The 21,361-nt window shown below is 38.1% G+C and carries 16 protein-coding genes and 4 pseudogenes; 5 read left to right on the top strand and 15 right to left on the bottom strand.

Annotation, left to right across the window (positions count from 1 at the left end; genetic code table 11):
• Positions 1-404: 404 nt before the first annotated feature.
• The 3 genes from NPUN_RS44125 to NPUN_RS15470 form a co-directional block, all read right to left on the bottom strand.
• Positions 405-536 carry a hypothetical protein gene (locus NPUN_RS44125; protein ID WP_257798097.1) on the bottom strand — a complete coding sequence of 44 codons (132 nt, stop codon included), beginning with the start codon at positions 534-536 and terminating at the stop codon, positions 405-407.
• A gap of 363 nt (positions 537-899) precedes the next feature.
• Positions 900-1,763, bottom strand: coding sequence for a universal stress protein (locus NPUN_RS15475; protein ID WP_012409527.1), 864 nt, complete (start codon positions 1,761-1,763; stop codon positions 900-902).
• Positions 1,764-1,979: 216 nt separating this feature from the next.
• Positions 1,980-3,461 carry a SulP family inorganic anion transporter gene (locus NPUN_RS15470; protein WP_012409526.1) on the bottom strand — a complete coding sequence of 494 codons (1,482 nt, stop codon included), beginning with the start codon at positions 3,459-3,461 and terminating at the stop codon, positions 1,980-1,982.
• A gap of 809 nt (positions 3,462-4,270) precedes the next feature.
• Here NPUN_RS15470 and NPUN_RS15465 point away from each other — a divergent pair.
• Entirely contained in the window at positions 4,271-4,918 is a 648-nt protein-coding gene (locus NPUN_RS15465; RefSeq protein WP_012409525.1) for a GAF domain-containing protein, read from the top strand.
• Here the strand turns inward: NPUN_RS15465 and NPUN_RS15460 are convergent.
• A complete protein-coding gene (locus NPUN_RS15460; protein WP_012409524.1) occupies positions 4,844-6,103 on the bottom strand; it encodes a DNA cytosine methyltransferase in 1,260 nt (419 codons plus the stop codon). The genes NPUN_RS15465 and NPUN_RS15460 overlap by 75 nt on opposite strands.
• A gap of 48 nt (positions 6,104-6,151) precedes the next feature.
• Complete coding sequence (locus NPUN_RS42530; RefSeq protein ID WP_193372264.1) at positions 6,152-7,381, bottom strand: hypothetical protein; 1,230 nt, start codon at positions 7,379-7,381, stop codon at positions 6,152-6,154.
• Positions 7,382-7,514: 133 nt separating this feature from the next.
• Here NPUN_RS42530 and NPUN_RS40085 point away from each other — a divergent pair.
• Positions 7,515-8,683, top strand: a pseudogene (locus NPUN_RS40085) (IS630 family transposase).
• 4 nt (positions 8,684-8,687) lie between these two features.
• On the opposite strand, the pseudogene NPUN_RS40080 reads toward NPUN_RS40085, so the two are convergent.
• The 3 genes and pseudogenes from NPUN_RS40080 to NPUN_RS15440 form a co-directional block, all read right to left on the bottom strand.
• Positions 8,688-8,906, bottom strand: a pseudogene (locus NPUN_RS40080) (IS630 family transposase); the annotation flags it as partial.
• A 239-nt stretch (positions 8,907-9,145) separates the two neighbouring features.
• Positions 9,146-9,325, bottom strand: a complete 180-nt coding sequence (locus NPUN_RS37625) for a hypothetical protein (RefSeq protein ID WP_052304611.1) — start codon at positions 9,323-9,325, stop codon at positions 9,146-9,148.
• Positions 9,322-10,368 (bottom strand): hypothetical protein, encoded by a 1,047-nt coding sequence (locus tag NPUN_RS15440; RefSeq protein WP_167315631.1) that lies wholly within the window; start codon positions 10,366-10,368, stop codon positions 9,322-9,324. The genes NPUN_RS37625 and NPUN_RS15440 overlap by 4 nt, the downstream gene beginning before the upstream one ends.
• A 135-nt stretch (positions 10,369-10,503) precedes the next feature.
• On the opposite strand from NPUN_RS15440, the gene NPUN_RS15435 reads away from it, so the two are divergent.
• Both NPUN_RS15435 and NPUN_RS15430 read left to right on the top strand, forming a co-directional pair.
• Positions 10,504-10,890: a helix-turn-helix domain-containing protein gene (locus tag NPUN_RS15435; RefSeq protein WP_041565437.1), complete on the top strand. Its 387-nt coding sequence runs from the start codon at positions 10,504-10,506 to the stop codon at positions 10,888-10,890.
• Positions 10,891-10,949: 59 nt separating this feature from the next.
• Positions 10,950-11,450, top strand: coding sequence for a transposase (locus NPUN_RS15430; protein ID WP_083782396.1), 501 nt, complete (start codon positions 10,950-10,952; stop codon positions 11,448-11,450).
• A 30-nt stretch (positions 11,451-11,480) separates the two neighbouring features.
• Here the strand turns inward: NPUN_RS15430 and NPUN_RS15425 are convergent, their stop codons facing one another.
• From NPUN_RS15425 to NPUN_RS15395, 7 genes and pseudogenes are all read right to left on the bottom strand, one after another.
• Positions 11,481-11,993, bottom strand: a complete 513-nt coding sequence (locus tag NPUN_RS15425) for a hypothetical protein (RefSeq protein ID WP_012409522.1) — start codon at positions 11,991-11,993, stop codon at positions 11,481-11,483.
• Complete coding sequence (locus tag NPUN_RS42525; protein ID WP_041565434.1) at positions 11,966-12,187, bottom strand: hypothetical protein; 222 nt, start codon at positions 12,185-12,187, stop codon at positions 11,966-11,968. Before NPUN_RS42525 ends, NPUN_RS15425 begins: the two co-directional genes overlap by 28 nt.
• Positions 12,173-13,336: pseudogene (locus NPUN_RS15415) on the bottom strand (IS4 family transposase); the annotation flags it as partial. The gene NPUN_RS42525 and the pseudogene NPUN_RS15415, both read right to left, overlap by 15 nt.
• A gap of 105 nt (positions 13,337-13,441) precedes the next feature.
• Positions 13,442-14,741: pseudogene (locus NPUN_RS39055) on the bottom strand (ISLre2-like element ISCst1 family transposase); the annotation flags it as partial.
• Between the two features lie 584 nt (positions 14,742-15,325).
• On the bottom strand, positions 15,326-16,084 hold the full coding sequence (locus NPUN_RS15405; protein WP_012409520.1) for an ABC transporter ATP-binding protein: 759 nt from the start codon (positions 16,082-16,084) through the stop codon (positions 15,326-15,328).
• A 36-nt stretch (positions 16,085-16,120) separates the two neighbouring features.
• Positions 16,121-17,338, bottom strand: coding sequence for an ABC transporter permease (locus NPUN_RS15400; RefSeq protein ID WP_041565433.1), 1,218 nt, complete (start codon positions 17,336-17,338; stop codon positions 16,121-16,123).
• Positions 17,338-18,798 (bottom strand): efflux RND transporter periplasmic adaptor subunit, encoded by a 1,461-nt coding sequence (locus NPUN_RS15395; RefSeq protein WP_012409518.1) that lies wholly within the window; start codon positions 18,796-18,798, stop codon positions 17,338-17,340. The genes NPUN_RS15400 and NPUN_RS15395 overlap by 1 nt, the downstream gene beginning before the upstream one ends.
• A gap of 1,208 nt (positions 18,799-20,006) precedes the next feature.
• On the opposite strand from NPUN_RS15395, the gene NPUN_RS37610 reads away from it, so the two are divergent.
• Positions 20,007-20,927, top strand: coding sequence for a DUF3102 domain-containing protein (locus NPUN_RS37610; protein ID WP_012409517.1), 921 nt, complete (start codon positions 20,007-20,009; stop codon positions 20,925-20,927).
• The last annotated feature ends 434 nt before the right edge of the window (positions 20,928-21,361 follow it).

Below are 21,361 nucleotides of genomic sequence, written 5' to 3'. Positions count from 1 at the left end.
TACAGGTGTTATTTAATTGTTAGACATAGCTATACAAGAAATGCTGTATCTGTTTACAAGCAAATTTTGTAATTATAGCAGTTTACAATTTTCGGAATTATGCTGTATTATTTATCACTTATACTAGTTGAAAATTAGAGAAAACACTTTTTTATATTTGTCACTAATGAATACTGAAGCTTAATGCTTTACCACAACATCAAACATCTAACTCTCGATGTGTATTAGTTAGCAATTTGACAAGCTACTATAATTCAGATATTCAGTCATCAAATATCAAAGTAATTATTTCAATTCAATTACATCTGTTTATGTTCCAAGTCGGAATCAAATTTCCTCGCTGACATCAAGATGTAATTGTCGAATTCCTCATAAAATTTACAAGCAAGTACAAGCAGATTGAATTAGGGGGGAGTATCTCCAACTTCAGCCATCACATTGAAGTTAACCATCGGAGCAAACAAATAAATACTTCCCCGATTACTATAACGGCTTACTTGCAGCCAGTTTTTAGAGTCTGCTGCTGTTGTCATCATTACGTACACAGAGAATTTACATATTCACTAAAGTGCCTTTATAGTGACACAATTAGTGTGCTTCCACCATCGTAAAAGAGACTTACAAAATTATCATCAAGAAACAGTAAAGTTTAAATTAAAAATATAAAGTTTTAAAGATAAGTAGATTTTTATAATCAGTAAATTTCTAATTTAAGACATTAATGATACTATCCTAAAGTCTCTATTAATTAAATAGATAACCACTAAAATCAGAGTAAATACAGATAAAAAAAGCAACCAATATTTAATTTTTGGTGCTTCATTAGACCGTAAATTTTACCGTTAATTTCTCAACTTAAGTATTGCTAGTGACTTTTGTGGATGTATTTGAGAAAAAATCTACCTAAACAGCAAGACAGGAATATGGCTGCTGCGTAGCATTTGGGCTGTAGTACTGCCAATTACTAAGTGCCGAATGCGGCTGTGTGCGTAAGCTCCCATAATTAGTAAATTGATGTTCTGGGCTTCTACGTAGTTGGCTATAACCTTTTCTGCTTCACCATGTATTATCTGACAAATTGGTGCAAAGCCAGTTGTACGTGCTTTTATTTCAGCAGTTTGCAGGTGAGGCATGGCTGCTTCATCTCCCTGTTTCTTTGCTACAGTGAGCAAATGAAGTTCCATGTCTTTAAAAGCAGGTGATTCCATTAAAAACTGCAAAGCTTTCTGACAACTCTTACCGCCATCATAAGCTAGCAGTATCTTACTTATTGGCTGAAAGTTATGTGATGTTACAAGGCAAGGTTTATGACTAGAATGTATCACACGCTCCAAGTTAGCGCCGAGGTGTCCTGAAGCAAACTCAGCATTTTCGCCTCGTTTTCCAAGTATGATTAAATCTACTTGTGCTTCAAATTCGTGGAGGCTATCAACCAAAAAACCAGTATGATGAGTAAATTTCACATCACTAACTCCACTGGTTATAAAAAAATGTTCGGCATTTTGGAGAATGAGTTTTGCTTTTTGATGGTTAAGTTTTGCTTTTTCATGCTCCAAATCTACTAACTTATTTAATAGTTCTTTAGAAGCATCAATGCCAATACTCCCACTCCAGTCGCCTGTTCCAGCTGTCTTTTGGGTGCGGATATCTGTGACATAAAGTACCTCGATTGCAGCAGTCATCCTGGGAGCTAACCACGCAGCGTACTGATAACTACTTTGAGAGAAAGAAGATCCATCAGTGCAGAGAAGAATTCTTTTCATAATTGTGTTTGTGATAAGTAGACGCACATAATTAGATGTAAAATGCAAATGAGTGAAACCTGTTGCTGTTAAGGGTTTTCTTTTCTCTCTCTTGACTTGAAAGTGCTGTTAACGGTAAAGGGGCATTTAGCGTGTGCTAAGTTAAGAGTCAAGAGCCATAAATTATTCTCCTTGTCCCCCTTGTCCCTTTTTCATCGGGACTGCCTTTTACTGAATTTAGTGGTTGTTTAAATTTTCCAGCGCATCTGGTTTGTCGTGAATAGCTAACTTTTCTATTAATGTCGCACTTGCTTCATTTAGCCCCACAATATCTACTTCTGCGCCATTCCTACGAAATTTCATCACTACCTTATCTATGGCTGCAACTGCTGATTGATCCCATATATGGGCATGGGTTAAGTCAATTTTGACTCGTTCTAATTCTTCTTTAAAATCAAAAGCAGTGAGAAATTCTTCTACTGATACAAAGAAAAGCTGACCTGCAACGCTGTAAATACGTGAAGTTTTATCATCGCTAATAACTGTGTCTACAAACACAACTTTAGCAATGCTACGGGCAAATAAAACTGAACTAAACACTACCCCAACTACAACTCCAATTGCTAGATTGTGTGTGAGTACAGTAAATAAAACTGTCGTAATCATGACGGCAGTTTCACCTCTAGGTACACGGTTTAGGTTCTTTAGAGATGACCAACTAAAAGTTCCAATAGAAACCATAATCATCACTGCAACTAGGGATGCCATTGGTATTTGTCGCACCCAGTTACCTAACACCAAAATGAAGAATAGCAAGAACACTCCAGCACATAAAGTAGAAAGACGGCTGCGCCCTCCAGACTTGATGTTAATGACTGACTGCCCAATCATGGCACATCCCGCCATCCCGCCAAAGCATCCAGCTACAATATTGGCAATACCCTGACCCATAGCTTCTCTGTTCTTATCACTGGGGGTATCGGTTAGTTCATCAAGTAGTGAAGCTGTTAACAATGACTCCAGTAAACCCACTACAGCCAAAGGCAAGGCGTAGGAAAAGAGAATTGTGAATGTCTCATAGTTTAATGGAATTGTCGGTAAGCTGAATAAGGGGAATGTTGTAGGTAATTCGCCCATATCACCTACTGTTGGAACCTTTATCCCTGTAATCATCGAAAAGGATGTTAACACAACGATCGCAACTAAGGGTGAAGGTAGAATTTTGGTGAACCTGGGTAACAAGTAGATAATGGCAAGAGCTACAGCAAGCATTATATAAACTTGCCATGATACCCCAACAAGTTGTGGCAGTTGAGCCATAAAAATCAAGATTGCTAAGGCATTAACAAAGCCAATCATTACGGCTCGTGGTACATACTTCATCTGGCGGCCTAGTTTGAGCCAGCCACAAATAATTTGAATCACTCCAGTCAGAATCGTTGTTGCAAACAGATATTGCAACCCATGTTCTTTTACTAATGTAATCATGACCAGCGCCATCGCTCCTGTTGCTGCTGAAATCAGCCCAGGACGACCCCCTGCAAAGGCTGTCACCACCGCTATGCAAAACGAGGCGTACAGTCCAACTTTGGGATCGACACCTGCGATAATAGAAAATGCGATCGCTTCTGGAATCAGTGCTAATGCTACTACAGTACCAGCTAGGATGTCTGCTTTAGTATTGGAGAACCATTCTCGCTTCAAAACTGTTGTGTTCAAGTTGTCCTCTGTGATTTAGGGATGAAATTTAGGTATACAGGCTATTAGCCAACTCTTACACTCATTGGAGTAGTTGAGGATTAGAAGCATGACAATTCACAAATGCAATCTAGATAGTGTCAAGGGTTAAAAACCCCTGATTACTCTTTAATCCACGACCATATTGCTAAAGTTTATGCCAATAATTTACATACATTCAGTTTGGAATTTGTATGTAGTTTGTAGAATATACAAACTGTTTTGGCATTTACTTTCAGTTAAAAGCTGACTCAATAGAGACAGCTATGTGATTTGTTTTATTGTTACGAGAAAATGCTTGATCTTATCGGTCAATAAATGTAGCTCAAAACCAAGTGATTACAACACAAATAATTGATGTTAGCCTTCTGGATATCCACTTATTACTTGAGTTAATTTTTTTACTACAATTTTGTTCACAAAAAATGAGACTTTTGATACAATTTGTCTGAGGGGTAGTCTCTATGTATTTTTAAGGTGGACTATTTTTCTGTCTTAAGCTGCCCATAAATACTGTAAAATTTAACATCATTAGATTTTGATTAATTAAAGGTTACTACAACTTGTTGAACGCGAGCGTAACCATTGGCGTTCATTATACCATAAGGTCTAAATTAGAGAATACTTTACTTTTTCCTTGCGCCTCACAATTTTTCAGCTAAAATGTCATAATCTGAATTGGATAAAGAAGCTATTAATTTCTTAAAAAAATTGACTGCCATCTCTAAAGTGCAAAGCTGAGTACTCAAAATCACAGTAACGGCAGTATTTATAGTTAATGGAGTTGAGCAATGGTGTTTTGGGGAGACTACACTGGACAACCAATGCCTTACAGGGGTTGGAATGCGGTTGTAGCTAGTGAACAAAATGGTACAAAAACTAGGCTGACTGCAACATTTAATAGGCTGCTTGAGTGGTTGCGAGATTATATGTCCGTAGATACTGTTACACTCCTACTTCCAATTGCAGACCGACTGAGTTTAGCTGTACAAGCAACTATTGGACTGGAAGAAGAAATTACACAACAAATTCGTATCCCTATCGGGCAGGGCATTGCTGGTCATATTGCCGCCAGTGTGGAGCCGATGATGGTTAATAATCTGTCAGCAGTAGAAGTGGTGAGTCCAATTTTGCATCAGAAGGGATTGCAATCGCTCGTTGGCGTCCCATTACCTGTTGAGGAAGGAGTGATTGGGGTTCTGCACGTTGGTAACTTTAAATCTCACAATTTTACTGAACGCGATGTACAGCAATTACAACTTATTGCACATCGTCTTGGGTTATATAGCGGATGCCAGACTTTAAACTTCGTGGGCGATGCGATCGCTACAACTAGGAATGTTATTATTTCTTATCCGCCAGACCTAAAGGCAAGTAACCAAATTTTGCTTTCTTTTAGTCAGACGTGGAGGCGATCGCTCTTTGCTGATTTTGCTTAACCCGCTTAAAGACAGTATTTCATTGACAAAAACGAATAGATTCTTAAAATTGCAAGAAATTGGTAAAAATAGGCAGTTTTGCCAATTTTGGCACTTAATTTGATAAGTGGTATTGCATTCTAGATGTTCCCTAACATGCATTCCCACAGCATATGCAAGCAATGGCGGTACCGAATTTCCGATTTCTCTTTGGGCGTGGAGTATTGCCTCGCTGAAATTAAACCAATCAGGATAACTGTGCAAACGAGCAGCTTCTCTTACAGATATAACCCGTGGCTGTTCTGGATGCAGGGGACGTAATGCGGTGCGGTTGCCACTCCCCGCTCTTAACGTCACGCAGAATCCATCCCATTCGAGTTTTTTTGACCTCGATTTTACTTCTCTTGCCCCTGGGGGAGTGTTGAGAAATTGCTGAATTACTTCTGGTGTATGTGTTGTTGCTGCAAATCCCGTGCTAATGTTGGTTAATATACCAAGATTTGGGAATATTTTCTCAAGATACTTAGCATATTCCCCTTTCACCCAATCTGGTGATAAAACTTGAGTGTTTTGCTTGGGGAGTAGGAGCACTGGCAACAAGTCCGCGATCGCATCTCTAACTGTATGTTGAGGTTGATGCAATGGCGGTATAATTTCTCCAAACTTAGATGCAACAAAAAACACCCTTTTTCTAGCTTGCGGAACCCCGTAATCTGAAGCGTTCAGGTTCCACTTTGAGAGAAAATAATGTTCTTCTAGCACTGCTTGGAGGTTAGCAGTAATGCAGCCAAACTTATGATTCTCAATCCCCGGCACATTCTCCATAATTGCCGCAAGGGGATTGAGTTCCAACACCAGCCGTACAAACTCCCCTACCAACCCGTTGCGTTCATCTTCAACATTTTGCAGTCCGGCAACGCTAAATCCTTGGCATGGTGGGCCATCAAAAACGGTATGGATTTCCCCGTCCCAATCTCCATACTTCGCCTGAATACAGGCGCGTATTTCTTCCCCTGTCACCTCCCGAATGTCTTTGCACAAGACTGTGGCGTGGGGGAAATTATGTTGGTATGTTGCTAGGGCGATGGGATTGTTATCAATGGCGATCGCGATTTCAAATCCTGCTGCTTTAAATCCCAAATCAAATCCACCCACCCCAGAGAATAGGCTAACAGCTATTTTTTTGTTTGCTGCTGTTGAGTTCATCGAGATTCTAATTAATGTTAACTTCTTACACTTGGCTTTAAACACACATCAATTACAATCGGAGTTATGCCTGAGTTTTAAGTCTGCCAACCATCTGTCTAACCGACTATTACTAACTGTTTCTTCTATTAGTGGGTAATCTGTAGTAAAGACTTTATATACCCCTCCTGACTCCATCTCATAAAAATTGACAATCAACCCTTCACGCTTGGCATTACTAAGCTTTTTGATTGCCTCTGGAAGCATCTGCCATACAGATTTCCTTTCCGAATCCGAGAGGAGGTTCCAAGCTTGTTCTTTAGCTTGTTGATATTGCCATAGCCCCTGGCGCACTGAGGAATAATCTGAAGCTTTCCGCAATATGTCTGCGAGGACTTCTGCATCAGTTCCTGGGACTTCATTTGTACCGAACATCCCAGCCAATGTACTTTCTACTGCCTGAATCTCATCTTCTTCAAAGCCAATGTCCGACTCTTCAGGCTCTTCCAAGTCTTCTTCGCAGTCATATTCTTCTGTATCCCTTTGCCACAAGGTTTCAAGTTCTCGCTGCATTACCTCAAGGTTTGTTGGGTTGACGATATTTTCATCGTTGGCAGGAATCAATTCTTCTATGGTGTCAGTGATTTGTTCACAAGGGATTAGTTCTCCAAAAGAGCCGATTTCATTCTTGGCTATCTCAGTTTGATGCTTTTCATATAGGTCAGCGATCGCCTTTCTAACAATTCGCTGCGGTGACAATCCCAATTCCTCTATTAACTTCTCGGTAAACACCCCTGTTTGGTGGTCATCCTCCATAATTTTGCCGAAGGTGTAATATCTATTTCCATCTGGTGTTGCTCGCCAGTTGCCATCTTTTTTTTCTTGATTCATGGCTTTGAGAAACAATCTTCTTTTATCAATCAGTTTTAACACTAATCCACAAGTCAATCCACCAATAGGAATACCTTTCAATTCATCAATTAGGATTTTGTAGTTATGGGAACATAACCGAAGTAGTACCGATATTGGTAAAACCGCTAAGTGTTGCGGGCAACTGATAAATGCTTGAAAATTCTCGGCAATTCGGAGCGATCGCCTTTCCTCAGCACTGCCCTTGTCCCACCCGTACTCTTCTAACAGTGCGCGATATTCTTTTTTGGTGTAAGTCTGCTTGTACTCATAGAGTAAGAAAGCCGTATGGAGGTACTCTAGGGTACTTTGCTCTATGTGGGTGGTAGGATTGGAGTCTACCTGATGCTGCTCGACGTATAATTTATTTGAAAAAGTTGTTGTAGTCATGATGTTGTTCATGCACTAATATGCGCGGTCTTAATCTCTAAGACCAAGTTTCCTAATTCGACTAGTAGTCTACCAAGGTAACTTTGCTAAGTAAAACCTCTAATTGGTAAAATAGCCAAAAACGGGGTGTAACATGGCAAAAAAGTACATTGTTGACTTGAATGAAGATGAAGTTTCCCAACTGCAATCGATAATTAAGAAAGGTAAGCATAAGGCAAGAACCATAAGCCGTGCAAACATTCTTTTGATGGCTTCCGAAGGAGAAACGGATCAAGCGATCGCTAGCATAGTTAGAGCGCATGTTGCAACAGTGCAACGAATACGAGAAAAATTTGTCATTGGAGGGTTAGATTTTGCTTTAAAGGATGAAGTTCATCCACCAAAACATAAAAAATTAGATGAAAAGCAAGAAGCATTTTTGATTGCAACAGCTTGTTCTAATCCGCCAGAAGGAAGAGTGCGTTGGACAATGCAATTATTAGCAGATCATTTAGTGAACGTTGGTATCATAGATTCAATCTCAGATGAAACAGTACGTCAAACTTTAAAAAAAATGAAATTAAGCCTTGGTTGAAAGAACAATGGTGTATTCCTGAAGTTAACGCAGAATATGTTTTCCGAATGGAAGATGTGCTGGATTTATACAATGAGCCTTATGATCCTAAACGCCCTGTAGTCTGCTTTGATGAACGTCCATACCAATTAGTAGAAGAAGTAAGACTTCCTTTGCCACCACAGCCAGAGCAACCTGAACGTTATGAGTTTGAGTATAAACGTAACGGGACAGTAAATTTATTCGCATGTTTTCAACCCTTGGCTGGATGGCGGCATATCGAAGTTACAGAGCGTCGAACTAAAGCCGATTTTGCTAAACAAATGAGAAATTTAGTAGATGTTTCCTACCGAGAGGCCGATGTTATTCGTTTAGTAGTTGATAACTTGAATATTCATACACCCAATGCATTATATGAAGTTTTTCCACCAGAATATAGCACGTCGAATTATTCAAAAGTTAGAGTTTCACTATACTCCTAAACACGCTTCTTGGTGAGCCAGTGCGTTGGGCGGGTTCCCCGACTTGAAGCAACTGGCGAACCCGAAGGGCTGAATCAGGTAGAAATCGAATTATCTGTTTTATCTCGCCAATGTTTAGAACGGCGTATTCCTAATGCAGAAACATTAACTTCTGAGATTGCCGCTTGGGAGAAAAAACGTAATCAGCAAAAAGCTAGTGTTTATTGGGGTTTTCAAACCAAAGATGCTCGCCGAAAAATGGAGCGTTTATATCCAAATTTAACATAGCAAAGTTAGCTTGGCAGACTACTAGAATTGTTTGAATTTCATCATACAAGTAACCTTGATAAACCAACTTTACTGCCAAAGCTTTCCTTACTTCACGCGCATCTGGACGCAGAGTTATAAAATCTTGTAGTTCCGCGATCGCATAAAGTGCTATTTGCTCTGCTGACTGTTGCCGGGATACTCCTGCTGGAAGTGTCCCAGTTGGTAAATGCGGACTTATCATCGTTGCTTATTAGACTTGTATACATTTACGTATTATTTCGCAGTCTTGTTCAGAAATCAAATAGGAGTCCTATAGATATATTTCCATGAATATAAACACCAACATCTCCTCCAAAACCACAATTACAATCTGAGGGGTGATTCCAAGCATTACATGGCATATTATTAGGGTTTAAAAGGTCAAATACGCAGTAAGATGTTAAAACAGCATCATTGAGTGCGAAGTTAATCTATCTCCAATCACTCTTCTTCATCTGTCACATTGCTGAATGCTGAATCATCCACAGCCAACACTGGTTTGCCCATAGCAGCTTCAATTTTGCCAAGTATCATCCGTTGATGTGATGTCATGAAACCCTCAAAGTCGTCTTGTCGAAGTTTTATTGCATCGATTTGGTGAGTTGCCAGAATTGCATTCATACCTGCATCTCTAGCTGAACACTGTCATGCTTTTGAAGCTGAACCAGATATTCACTTGGAGCTTTACCACCAATCATGCGATTTGCTTTAAAAGATGTTGGGGTTTTGTTGAGGATAGAGTTATGGCGAGATGGGGGAATATCGTTCTTATCACACCAATTCCTGGGGAAAATGTGATGAATATCGAGTTTGCGCTCCTCCCAATCGGTTTCATCCAAATCTCGTATAGCAACTTTCCAGAAGAAGTCTTGAGCGCCTTCACGCTGAACTAAGACATTGATCCCTTTGTATGCAGCACTATTGCGGGAACGTAAAGTACCTAAGCGCGTAGGCTGGAAGTTAGCATCCATAACAGTCGAAGGTTCTTCCTTGCCACCCTCAATCCAATCTATAAGTTCCTGAATATCTAGAGTTATATGGGTTTCACCTGCCCCCCCATACAGTTCACCGAGGATACCACACCAAAACCAACGAGCGATTTTGTCGTAGATTTTAGGTTCAAGCCAGCGATCGCCAAGGAATGCCATGACTACCGCAAGCGGAACAAGTTGGGTACGGTAGGGTAAATCGTTGGTAGAGAAAAACGATTCTTGACGTAGAAATTTAGCTGCTTTCCAGTAACCCTCTGTAAGAGGCTGTTTCCATTTTTGGTAAGCATCTAGAGGTAAAGACAAAACTGCTTCGCGCTTGGCAGTAACACCTGTTACCTGCTTACCAGTTTTACCTGCTTTTAAGTCTTCCCTTCTTTTATCCCAAGTATGCAGTAATGTCAATCCTTGAAGAAACTCAGTAGGTTGAACCTCGCGTAACAAACTTTGCTTTCTTAGGTGCGGTTGAGTACCTTCAATACCTTCATGAGCATTACCAAACCATTCATCCCGCAGGTTTACATTATCAATAGCATAAGTGGCAGTCATGAGTTCAAATACTGACAGAGAAACGCCTCCGGTATTTACTTTCTCAAAAACAAGACAGACCGCTTCTTTCTTGTTTTCCTTGCTGAGTTCAATGATCGGAATATTATAGTTACGAAATTCATTCACAATCTGTTTACGAAATTGAGCATATCGCCCAAATTTTGTAACGTCGTAGGCAAGCAATCCCTCCTCCCATTCGTCAGAGTTACAGCACTTGCGTCTGTTATGAGGTACACTAAATTAAAATATAAATACCTTTAAATGAAGTCATACTCTGTCGAGCTTCGAGAAAAAATAGTTGCAGCACATCTTCAAAAAAACATCTCAATCAGGAAAGTAGCTAACATATTTTCCGTGTCAAAAAGTTTAGTCCAAAAGCTTGTAAAACAACAAAAACTTGAAGGAAACTTACAACCAAAGCCGCGAGGAAAACCACAATTTAGTCATTTAACAAATGCTGACGTAGAGTTAAGGGAATTAGTTGAAGCACATCCAGATGCAACATTGATAGAGTTATGTGAATTATTTGCAGACAAGACTGGCAATTGGGTGGGTCGAAGTGCAATGTGTCGGGCGTTACAAAAATTAGGATTAAATCGTAAAAAAAAACGAAGCGGAGTACACAAGCAGGAACTCTTAGAGTCCTGAATAAAAGAAGAGATTACTGGGAAAAGGTCAAACATATAGAGCCAGAAAATTTAGTATTTTTGGATGAAACTGGTGTCCTACTTGGGTTAACGAGGACTCATGCCCATTCGCAAATGGGAACAAGAGCTTACTCTCTTAACCCCTTCTATAGAGGCTCAAAAGTTACAGTAATTGGAGCAATTGGTATTAACAAAGTAGTTGCATTAATGACAATGAATGGTTCAATGGATGGCATTGCATTTGAATTATTTGTTGAAAAGTTTTTAGTGCCAAATTTATGGTTAGGAGCAGTAGTAGTAATGGATAATTTATCCGCACATAAACTAGATTCAATTGTGCCAATCATTGAAGCTGTAGGCGCGAAAGTTATTTGTTTATCCTCATACTCTCCCGATTTTAATCCAATTGAATTATGGTGGTCACAACTTAAATCCTATTTACGCAGTTTTGCTCCAACTACAACAGAAATGGTTGATAAACTAATCTCAGTTGCACTCGACCTAATAAATCCTCAACATTTAAGAAACTGCTTTGCTAGTTGCTGCTACTGTACCTCATAACAGCCGTAAGTGCTGTATTCATATTAATTATTAAAAAAATATAGAATTTAAATCATCATATTCTTCAAATTTCTCTTTTTCAAAAGTTACTTCTTTAGCAACTATATATGTAGATTTATTTTTTATGTCTTGCAAAAGATGAGTGATTGAACCGCTACTATTTACATCAAAGTAAATAAGTTTATCTAAACAGACAATCAGTGCTTGAGGTTCAATATACGTTAATCTTTTATTTTTGATTAATATTTCCTCCTGACTTGCTATTAAATCTACTATTTTGTCAATATCTGGCTCATCATTTTTACAATTTTTTATTAAATGGGTTGCTTTTTTGTCTAATAACATAGCACTTCTGTATTTTCCTTGTTGAATAATTTTTAGTACCTTTTTTTTGAATTTTATTTTATATGATTCTATAATTTGTTTGTTATCGTTGCAAACCATTTTATCATCGTAGCTATCATGGGCTATGCTTAGTGACTCGTTGTAATATTTCAGCATAGTTTCTGCTAACTCTAATAACTCGTTACTTTTTTTAGACATAAAACATCTTCTAATCGACTGGGTTTATTTGTACTGAGGTTAATTAAAGAATTTTTACTAAGATAATTATTTTTTAAGTCTAAATATTTTTTGATTGAAAAAATAATTTCATTAATAATATTAAATTTTTGATTTTCTTCTTCAACCAAAAAGTCTTGAATATTTTTATATTTATTTTTCTGAAGGGGCACCATGAAGCCTATAAAGCTGACTGTATAAGCTTCATAGCTCTCATCCCTTGTAAATAATTCTCTAGTTTATGACGACTTAATCGCATTAAATCTTGAACTAAACTCCAACAATCACCAATGAAATTAACCCAGTTCTGTGCATAAAGACCGATATAAAAGTTACTATGCCTTCTGTGAGAACGTCCATATTCTTTGGGACGTGCCACATATTTTGCAATTCCTTTACTCTTAATATTCTGACCTTGTAATGTCCCCACCCCCCTCCCCTAATGAGATGATTAAAACTAAAGCAATAAACCGCTTACCTTCCACATTTGTCTTCTCTAAATTGTAACCGCCACTTTTAAAATCTCTAAACATCTCTTCTATATCAAAGCGCTTTTGATATGCCGGAATCGCCGTTATTTTACTATTCATGTTAGTTAAAATAAACCATCCTTCTTTAGCTTTGTTTTTACGGTAATTCTTTTTCCATTTGCAAGCCACATTAAATCCCTTCACTTGTTTAGTTTTTGTTACCGTTGCATCTGATACAAAAAAAGATGTTCCTGGTTTTAAACCTAAATCTTTTATTTCGCACCATAAATGAGCTTTCAACTCAATATTCTCATTTTTCTTGAGTCTCAAACAAAACTCAAACCCTTGTTCATCAAGCCATTTCGCCAAGCTCACTGAACAAAACTCTCTATCTCCTAACACTACCGTTTTATAGTTTTTAAATAAGGGAATTATCTTTGATAATGCCTTAGTTTGTTCTGATAAGTTACTACTACCTAATTTTGCTAAAAGCTTAAAGTATATCGGTATAGCTCTTTTTTGAAAAATTACACTAATCATTAGTAGATTTTTTCTTTTCCAATTCGTCCTATCAATTGCTAAATAGATTCGGTGATTTCCGAGGAAAGTTTGAGCTAACCATCGTTCAATTATGGGAAACCATAATTCTTCTATATTCAATATTGGTAATGATAGAAACCTTTGTAACTTCTTCCGTCTCGACTGGCATTGAATGAATAATGGTCGCGACTCTGATATTTTCTCTAGTTTCACATCTTTGATATTTTGTACTACGTTAATCACCAGCGTCAGAAATATTAATTCGGACTGTGAAAGTAAACTTTGTAGATGCTTCTGGTATAATTCAGGTAACATTTTCAACAGATAGGTCTTATTGACAATACTGACCTATCTTTTTTTACCATAATTCGCTCAACTTAATACAGCACAAAGGCTTTCGGGTGCTTGTCCCCCCTTCAGATTTAAACGTCCTTCTCGGTAGGCATTTAAAAGATAATTTCGCTTGCCCACCATAATCTGACAGCGCTCTCCAGTAGCTACAGCAATGAATTCGTCCATCTGAGCGATTAAGGATTTAGCATTCCCTTTTTTTAAAATTTTCCTAGCTTTTATAAACCATTGTTTTGACTGTATTTCTTCATTAAAAGCTACGTCTGCAAATACTTTTAAGTTTTCCGTAACGTGATAAAAATCAAAAAGTTGATAAGTTTGAATTGGGCATCCTAATCGTGTCAAAAGCGGGGGAATGTGTATCCAGATCCATTCTGCTCCATCCGCGATTAATAAAACTTGTTTTGCCTGACTAATTCCTAAGCCAATTAAGTGTACTTCTAAAATTTCTAAAAGCGCTTTGTATCCATCATAAGTGCCATCATTAGTAATAGGAACCTCAGAATTATTTACTTTTTTACCTTGCTCATCAACAACATAAATTGTGAATAACTTTGGCTCAATCCATTGACCAATAAACCCGTGTCGCTTAGTGCGGGAGTTTTTTCTCCCCTTTTTATTGATTCGGATTCTACTCCGACCACCCTTCGAGTTCGCCAGTTCGACGGGACGGAAACCGACACCGCCGACTGGACTCACCATCTACAGCGATAACAACTCTTTGGTCTTTAAGAATATTACCTCCAGATAAAATATCCATCTGCCGATTTAATATTTTCGATTGACGCAAGTTGATGCCGATTTGACCAAACTTATATGTCAAACGCTCAATTCGTTTTAAACTAAGATCAATTCCCCAACCAGTTAAAGTTGTGCAGGCAGCTTCAAATGAGCTAGCAATTGCACCGTATTGAGCAACTGTTGACCATACCAACGGGGTTAATCCTTCCGACATCCCCAACCACGGGAGCAGAGGATAAAATTCCTGAATAGACATTTTATTTTTGGACTCTGTTGTTGGCTTTTTTTTTACCATGTATGGTAACTTTAGAGTGACTAAAACGTTTCCAACTGTTAATATTTGGCGTTTTCTATAACCATGCTTTTGCATAGTAGTATCCCACCAGCTTCTTGTTTGAATCATAGCTGTTTGATTAGCTGACTGAGATTGGGAGAGGTTATACAACAAAATTGCAATACACTGTCCAGCTAAAATAAGTGCAATTTCCCTAATTTTTTCTTCTCTTTCTTTAAGAATTTTCCCATTCCATTCTGTGATATTTGTCAACTCTAAACATTTTGTCATCTCCAAAGAAAAATTTGACAATGATTTACTCAAATCTAGAGTTGCACATATATTTTTTTCCATTAAAGTAAATAATCCCTGTCTCGAAATTACTGCTCAAAGGGAATCCTAACTTTTTTGGCATCAAAAAAGAGAGTTTTGCAAGTCGTGGCTTTAACTCATCTTGACTCTTTATGTATTATTACTATTTTTTTGTATAAATAAGTTTTTACTACTGAAATAAGAATTTAGCGATCGCACTTTGTTTACCGGATCTGACAAAATCGCATTGCTCCCTGCTATAACGTTAGGCTTATCGCTTCAAAAAGAAATCTGAGTAGGTCATGGGGAGTGTCCGTATTAAGCGGCTTAATACGGACAGTTCCTTCTTTCTCCTTTCTGTGCATTCAAAATTTTTATAAATTAATGCTTTCAGCCGTCTTTCTTTACAAAACCTTACAACGTGTCCCATTCTACACGTATTTGATACTGTTGGCGAAAGTGTTACAAACCTATAAACAAAAGTATTACAACTAAAAGCCGCAACGATAGATTGAAGGTTTTATCTTACGTAATATTTTTATTTACAAGTATGTAATACATTCGCCAACAGTATCCGTATTTTGTCATAACCCCTTTAAGATTAAATATATTGGCTAAGATATTGACTACTTAAGTTCATTCAAATCAGCTGGGGTCACATGAGAGTGTACAACTTGACCATCACGAAACCAAATAATACGTCGGGTTTGACGAGCAACATCTGACTCATGAGTAACCATCATCACCGTAATCCCACTGTTATTAAGTTCAGTAAAGATATCCAATACTTCTTGGGTAGTGCGCGAATCAAGTGCGCCAGTAGGTTCATCAGCTAGGAGTATAGCGGGACAGTTAACAATGGCACGAGCGATCGCTACCCGTTGCTGCTGTCCACCAGAAAGTTGAGTGGGTTTGTTGTATAGGCGATTGGCTAGACCTACGCGTTGAAGAGCTCTGATCGCACGCTCGCGTCTTTCCTCAAGTTGCACACCAGCATATACCATCGGTAGCATTACATTTTCCAAAGCTGACAATTGCGTTAATAAATGGAATTGTTGAAACACAAACCCCAGTTTTTGGTTGCGAATATTTGCTAACTCGACATCAGTCATTTGGGCAACATCAAGATGATTCAAGTAATAATGTCCACAACTGGGGCGATCCAAGCAACCAATAATATTCATAGCTGTGGATTTACCAGAACCTGAAGATCCCATAATTGCACAATATTCGCCCTGTTCCACAATCAAGTTGATATCATTGAGTGCCTGTACTTTGGTTTCACCACTCCCATACACTTTAAAAACCTTTTCTAGATAAATGATTGCTGACTGCGGAGTAGGACTGGGAATATTAGCATTAATAGTCGTAAGAGTATTTGCCATAGAGAATTGTATCGCTCAGTTTGAATATTGAGTTATTTAAGCACTTTTGAGCGCCACAATAGGATCAAGTTGGGCAGCACGACGTGCAGGAACAACGCCAAAGAATAATCCAATACCACCAGAAACACTGGCAGCTACAAGAACTGCTATGGGTGAGACCCCAGCATTTAAAGGCGTGAAAATGCCAACTACTACAATCGCACTCCCTCCTACAACAATTCCTATTACCCCACCAGCGACTGAGAGAAGCACAGCTTCAATGATGAACTGCAATAAGATGTCTTTCTGATTAGCGCCAATTGCTTTGCGGAGCCCAATTTCTTGAGTACGTTCTGTGACAGAGACTAGCATAATATTCATGATGCCAATCCCACCAACAAGTAAGGAAATGCCAGCGATCGCAGCCAACATCATTGTTAATGCACCGGAAATTGTATTAATAATTTCTAGAATGTTCTGTTGGCTTTCAATGCTAAAGTCATCGTCTTGAATAATCTTGTGACGCAGACGCAGCAAGTTTTTGATTTGAAATTCTGCCGCCCTGATGCTATTTTGATTTTTGGCAGATACCGAGATCAGTGAAAGCTCGATACCATAAGGAGAAGTTCGCCCTATAACTCTACTAGACATGGTGGTAATGGGGATAAAAACTAAATCATCATTGTTATCACCCAAAAAAGAGCCTTTAGCTACTGTTAAGCCAATCACTTTAAAAGCAACATTTTGAATCCGCACCTGCTGACCAATGGGATTTTGACTACCAAACAGTTTTTTGGCCAAGTCAGGTCCTAAAATTGCCACTGTTTGGTTGCGTTTTATATCTAACTCCTGGAAAAACCTACCACGAGCGATCTTAAAATTACGAACAGAAAGATATGCTGGTGTTGTCCCAATAACTGAGCTATTTGAGTTTTGATTGCGGTAATTAATTATGATTTTATTAGTAATATCTGGAGCCACGTTTTGAACTGTAGATAATTGTTTGGCGATCGCTTCGGCATCGGCGATTACTAATGTCTTAGGTGTAAAAATACCTGTATTTTTCCCTTCTGGACTACCAGGAACGATAAACAATGTATTTGGCCCTAATGCTTCAAACTGCTTGTTAGCAAACTTTTGTGCGCCTTCACCGATCCCAATCATGGCAATCACAGAGGCATTGCCGATGATAATTCCTAGCATGGTTAAACTACTGCGGAGTTTATTCGCCAGCAATGTAGTAGTAGCCATTTTGAAGCTTTCTAGAATATTCATTATGTTGATGGCTTTGGTTGTTTGTCTTCGGGAAGGTCATTAAATATACGATCGCCTGCTTTGAGTCCTTGCAAAACTTGAATTTGACTGTCGACGCTGACACCAACTGTTACGGGGCGAAACTGCGGTTGATTATTGGTATCCGGCATCATCACACCAGTTTTCCCATGCTGAGTGACAATTGTCTCTTGGGGCACCAGTAAGGCATTGGGAATAGTTTTGCCAATAAAAATTACATTATCCACATTCATTCCCGAACGCAGTTTTTCACTTTCTGTATCAAGTTGCACGCGCACTTGGAAAGATGTAACATTTTGTTCAACTATCGCTTCTGGAGAAATTAGGCGCACATACCCATGAAATACTTCATCGGCATAAGCATCAATAATAAGTTCTACCTTTTGTCCTACTTTGACATGAGGAATATCTACTTCTGGTACTTTTGCTACTACTTCTAAACCCTTTGCCAAAGCAATAATTGAGGTCGAAGTTGCAGACGCATCACTAGAAGCTGAAATAGCTGGACTTACATATGCCCCTAATGTTGCATACTTCTGGGTAACAGTCCCAGAAAATGGAGCGCGAATAATTGTATCTGCTAACTGCACTTGCTGTTGTTCCAACTTAGCGTTTGCCTCCACTACAGATGCTCTCAATCGCGTAAGTTCTTCGGGACGACTACCATTTTGCAATTTTCGTAACGCCTCACGTTCTTGAGCAACTATTGCTTGCTGTCTTTTAATGTCTTCATTGCGGTTGCCACTTTTTTGTAGCGATAATCGGCGTTGAGCCTCTTCTAAACTAGCCTTTGCCTGTCTGTCTTCACTGGTGTATTGTTCAAGAGAGTCTTGGGAAATAGCGCCGGCTTTAGCTAATTCCTGATAGCGCTTCAGCCGTGCTTGAGTCAATTCCATTTGTGCTTGAGCTGAATCTACTTGCGCTTGTGCTTGTTCAATTTCTTGCAAACGATTACCCTCACGCACCACAGTTAACTGGGCTTCGGCTTCGGCTACGTGCGCTTTAGCTTCTGCAATATCTTCAGGACGGCTACCAGCTTGACTTTCAGCTAACTGTGCCTTTGCCTGGTCTAAGCTCGCTTGATATTGGATGACTTGAGTTTTAATCTCTGAATTATCCATCTGGGCAATAATTTGTCCCTGCTGCAATTTTTGCCCTTGTTCCACATACAATTTTGCCAGAATTCCCGGATTTTTAGGGCTAATATTAACGCTTTGTATTGGTTGTATCTTACCAGTTGCAGTGATTCGGACGGTGATAGTTTTCGCTTGAACTGGGACGGTTAGTTGTGTGATATCTTGTTTACTTGCCCTTCGATTCACCACTCCCAAGGTCATCATTGTGCCAACAATTAAGACTCCGGCTACAATCAATCCCATTAGCCAGGGTAATGAATACTTAACCTTTTTACGAATAATTGGGATTTCTATATGGATAGTCATTTGAAGTCAACCTATAAATATTAGACTTGTGCAAAAATTGGAAAATTAATGTCTGACTCTACGGTAAATATTCTTTTGGCTAGCACGCAAGTTAATTCTTAAATATCTGCAACTTATTGTCTACACTCATATCAGATTCAAGTTGCGCTCGCTCATTTTCAATTGCTCATTGCATCCAGGCTGATGAGTTAGTAAAGCTTTGAATTGATTGGCGATCGCTTTACTATAGCAATCCTAAATCATTCAGGAAAAAATCTATTGGCTATTGCCTGCCTCCACAACTAATTTTACAACTCAAACAGGATTGCTATATTTGGACTTTGAGTGTTATATCGCTGTGTCTGGTTTAGATTATGATAGGTTTTTGTAAGCATAGTATTAATCAAACTCGTTTACAGATAGTTTGACATCTCGATCCTTGAGCAACAGTTAAATAAAATTACTTTTTGAAAACTAGTTAATAAATCGGTAAAAATTACACTTTTTATTCCAGGGTTAGCGTGTCTTAAACCCTATTGACAGGGGGATTTATGGCAGAGGTACTGAGTTTGAGAGAGCCGCAGCTAACACAGAAAGCATATAGCGATCGTTCATAGCTGCCGTCGTTATTTTTGGCGAATACTGCTGGTAGTTCTAAAAATGTTTGCAACCATTCTTTTTTATTGATCCCATACTCCTCAATATCTTCCCAATTATATGGCAGTTCGATGAATTAAATCTTACTCTACCTCAGATGGTGTCACTTTGTTGCTGATCGAGTAAGTCCTTTTGCCAATAGGTTTTGAGACGCGCTAACCCTGCTTTTTATTCAGAGTAAATTTATTAATTTTTTTACCTATTGTTAACCAATTGTTAGTTTACTCTAATTTAATATACCTGTAGTTTCTGTGAACATTCAAGTATAAGCTTGAAATAAAAATCTTAGTGAATAAAGATTTTATCTTTAATATTTAAAATACTAATCAAATCCCTGGCTCACCTATTACATTAATTATTCGATGATCGCAATGGTGAGTTATCTAGTCAGTATTGCGTAAATAAAATGCGTTTGCACTGTTATACACCTAGTTACAAAATCTTATCCTAAATTGCATAAGCCCTTAACCTATTACTGATACCTTAACAAAGGTGAATCTAATTCACATAATTTCCTACTGGAAACTGTATATATACATAATTGTCTGAAAAAATGGAGTTTATACTCTCACATGGAAACCAGCAAAAAAATGGGCGAATTATTAGACCGTCTGCCAAATCAAACAACCCCAAATTCCAAAATTACATATCCTAATTTAAATGCTGAAACACTAGCTTTAGTTCAAGAACATACTCACGAAATCAAAGTACTGATACGTCGAACTGCTGAGGACATTATCAATATTGGACAGAGGTTAATAGAAGTAAAAAAGTTTTTAGGGCATGGAAACTTTACAAATTGGCTCAAGGTTGAGTTTAATTGGAGTATCTCAACTGCAACTAAGTTTATGCATGTTGCAGAGCATCTGAAATTCGTAAATTTTACGAATTTGAATATTAGTGCCTCAGCCCTTTATATCATCGCTGCTCCCTCTACTTCTAAAGAGGCTAGAGCCGAAGTTCTAAAACGTGCAGTTATAGGTGAAAATATTACCTATACACAAGCTAAAGAAATTGTCAATAAATATAAGGGAAACGTCCCATCTCAACCTTGTAATTTAGAAAATACAAATATTGGTTTAAAAACCATCAGGCCCAATTCTTCTAACTCCCTACAAATAGAAGATCATGAAACTACTTCTATTTTTTATCTACCAGATGATTTAGCTAGCAAAGGTATCAAATTGAAAAATAGTTTTCCATTATTTGAACGCCAGTCATTTTCTAGAGAAAATGAAAATTCTAAAATTGTAAATTTTAGTAAAATAATAGTTTATGATCAGAAAGAAATACTAGATAATGAAATGAACAGCTCTTCAAGTTTAGACAATACCCAATTAAATAGTTTGATTAATAAAACAGCGATTACCTTGACAAACTTAACGCCAGAACAATTGGCTTTAGTATTAGCAAAGTCTGTTGATTTGGGGTTGAGCGATCGCCATCTACAATCCTTAGTTCAGATATGTGAAAAACTCTTAAAAACTCCATAATGCCAAGTTTTCCATAAAACCGAGAACTGATTTTTGTAATCAACCTTCATTTTTTGATTACTGATCGTAAAATGGATTAAGTTATTCAGCACAGAGATGTTTAACTAATAGTTAACCTAGGCTTGATTAAATCAATGATATGGCTAAGTTAGCCTTGCCTTCTTTGACTAGAAGATATCTTTAGTTATTGCGAAGTTATTCTTAAGCGACATCCGTACTGAATATCTTAATCACCAGTGAATTTGCTTTTTATGGCTGCAAAAGAACTAGAGACTAAAGAGGCTATAAATTTTCCTCAATCGGCATCTAAAAAAATAGAAAAAATTGTCACAAAAATACAGAACTTGAATATATAGCAATCCTAAATTATGCGTAAAAAAATCTTGCCTATAACCTATTACCTGTCTCCATAACTAATTTTACAATTTAAATAG

The sequence above is a fragment of the Nostoc punctiforme PCC 73102 genome (assembly GCF_000020025.1).
Lineage (GTDB): Bacteria > Cyanobacteriota > Cyanobacteriia > Cyanobacteriales > Nostocaceae > Nostoc > Nostoc punctiforme.
Note: the sequence above shows the minus strand (reverse complement) of the source record. Positions and strands in the feature narration are given on the sequence as shown.

Bases quoted from the DNA above. Each gene is read 5' to 3' on its own strand.
- NPUN_RS44125 (WP_257798097.1), bottom strand. From the start codon at position 536: ATGATGACAACAGCAGCAGACTCTAAAAACTGGCTGCAAGTAAGCCGT.
- NPUN_RS42530 (WP_193372264.1), bottom strand. From the start codon at position 7,381: ATGACTACAACAACTTTTTCAAATAAATTATACGTCGAGCAGCATCAG.
- NPUN_RS15400 (WP_041565433.1), bottom strand. From the start codon at position 17,338: ATGAATATTCTAGAAAGCTTCAAAATGGCTACTACTACATTGCTGGCG.
- NPUN_RS15395 (WP_012409518.1), bottom strand. From the start codon at position 18,798: ATGACTATCCATATAGAAATCCCAATTATTCGTAAAAAGGTTAAGTAT.
- NPUN_RS15425 (WP_012409522.1), bottom strand. From the start codon at position 11,993: ATGTCTAAAAAAAGTAACGAGTTATTAGAGTTAGCAGAAACTATGCTG.
- NPUN_RS15435 (WP_041565437.1), top strand. From the start codon at position 10,504: ATGAAGTCATACTCTGTCGAGCTTCGAGAAAAAATAGTTGCAGCACAT.
- NPUN_RS15405 (WP_012409520.1), bottom strand. From the start codon at position 16,084: ATGGCAAATACTCTTACGACTATTAATGCTAATATTCCCAGTCCTACT.
- NPUN_RS37625 (WP_052304611.1), bottom strand. From the start codon at position 9,325: ATGAATGCAATTCTGGCAACTCACCAAATCGATGCAATAAAACTTCGA.
- NPUN_RS15460 (WP_012409524.1), bottom strand. From the start codon at position 6,103: ATGAACTCAACAGCAGCAAACAAAAAAATAGCTGTTAGCCTATTCTCT.
- NPUN_RS42525 (WP_041565434.1), bottom strand. From the start codon at position 12,187: ATGGTGCCCCTTCAGAAAAATAAATATAAAAATATTCAAGACTTTTTG.
- NPUN_RS15465 (WP_012409525.1), top strand. From the start codon at position 4,271: ATGGTGTTTTGGGGAGACTACACTGGACAACCAATGCCTTACAGGGGT.
- NPUN_RS15475 (WP_012409527.1), bottom strand. From the start codon at position 1,763: ATGAAAAGAATTCTTCTCTGCACTGATGGATCTTCTTTCTCTCAAAGT.
- NPUN_RS37610 (WP_012409517.1), top strand. From the start codon at position 20,007: ATGGAAACCAGCAAAAAAATGGGCGAATTATTAGACCGTCTGCCAAAT.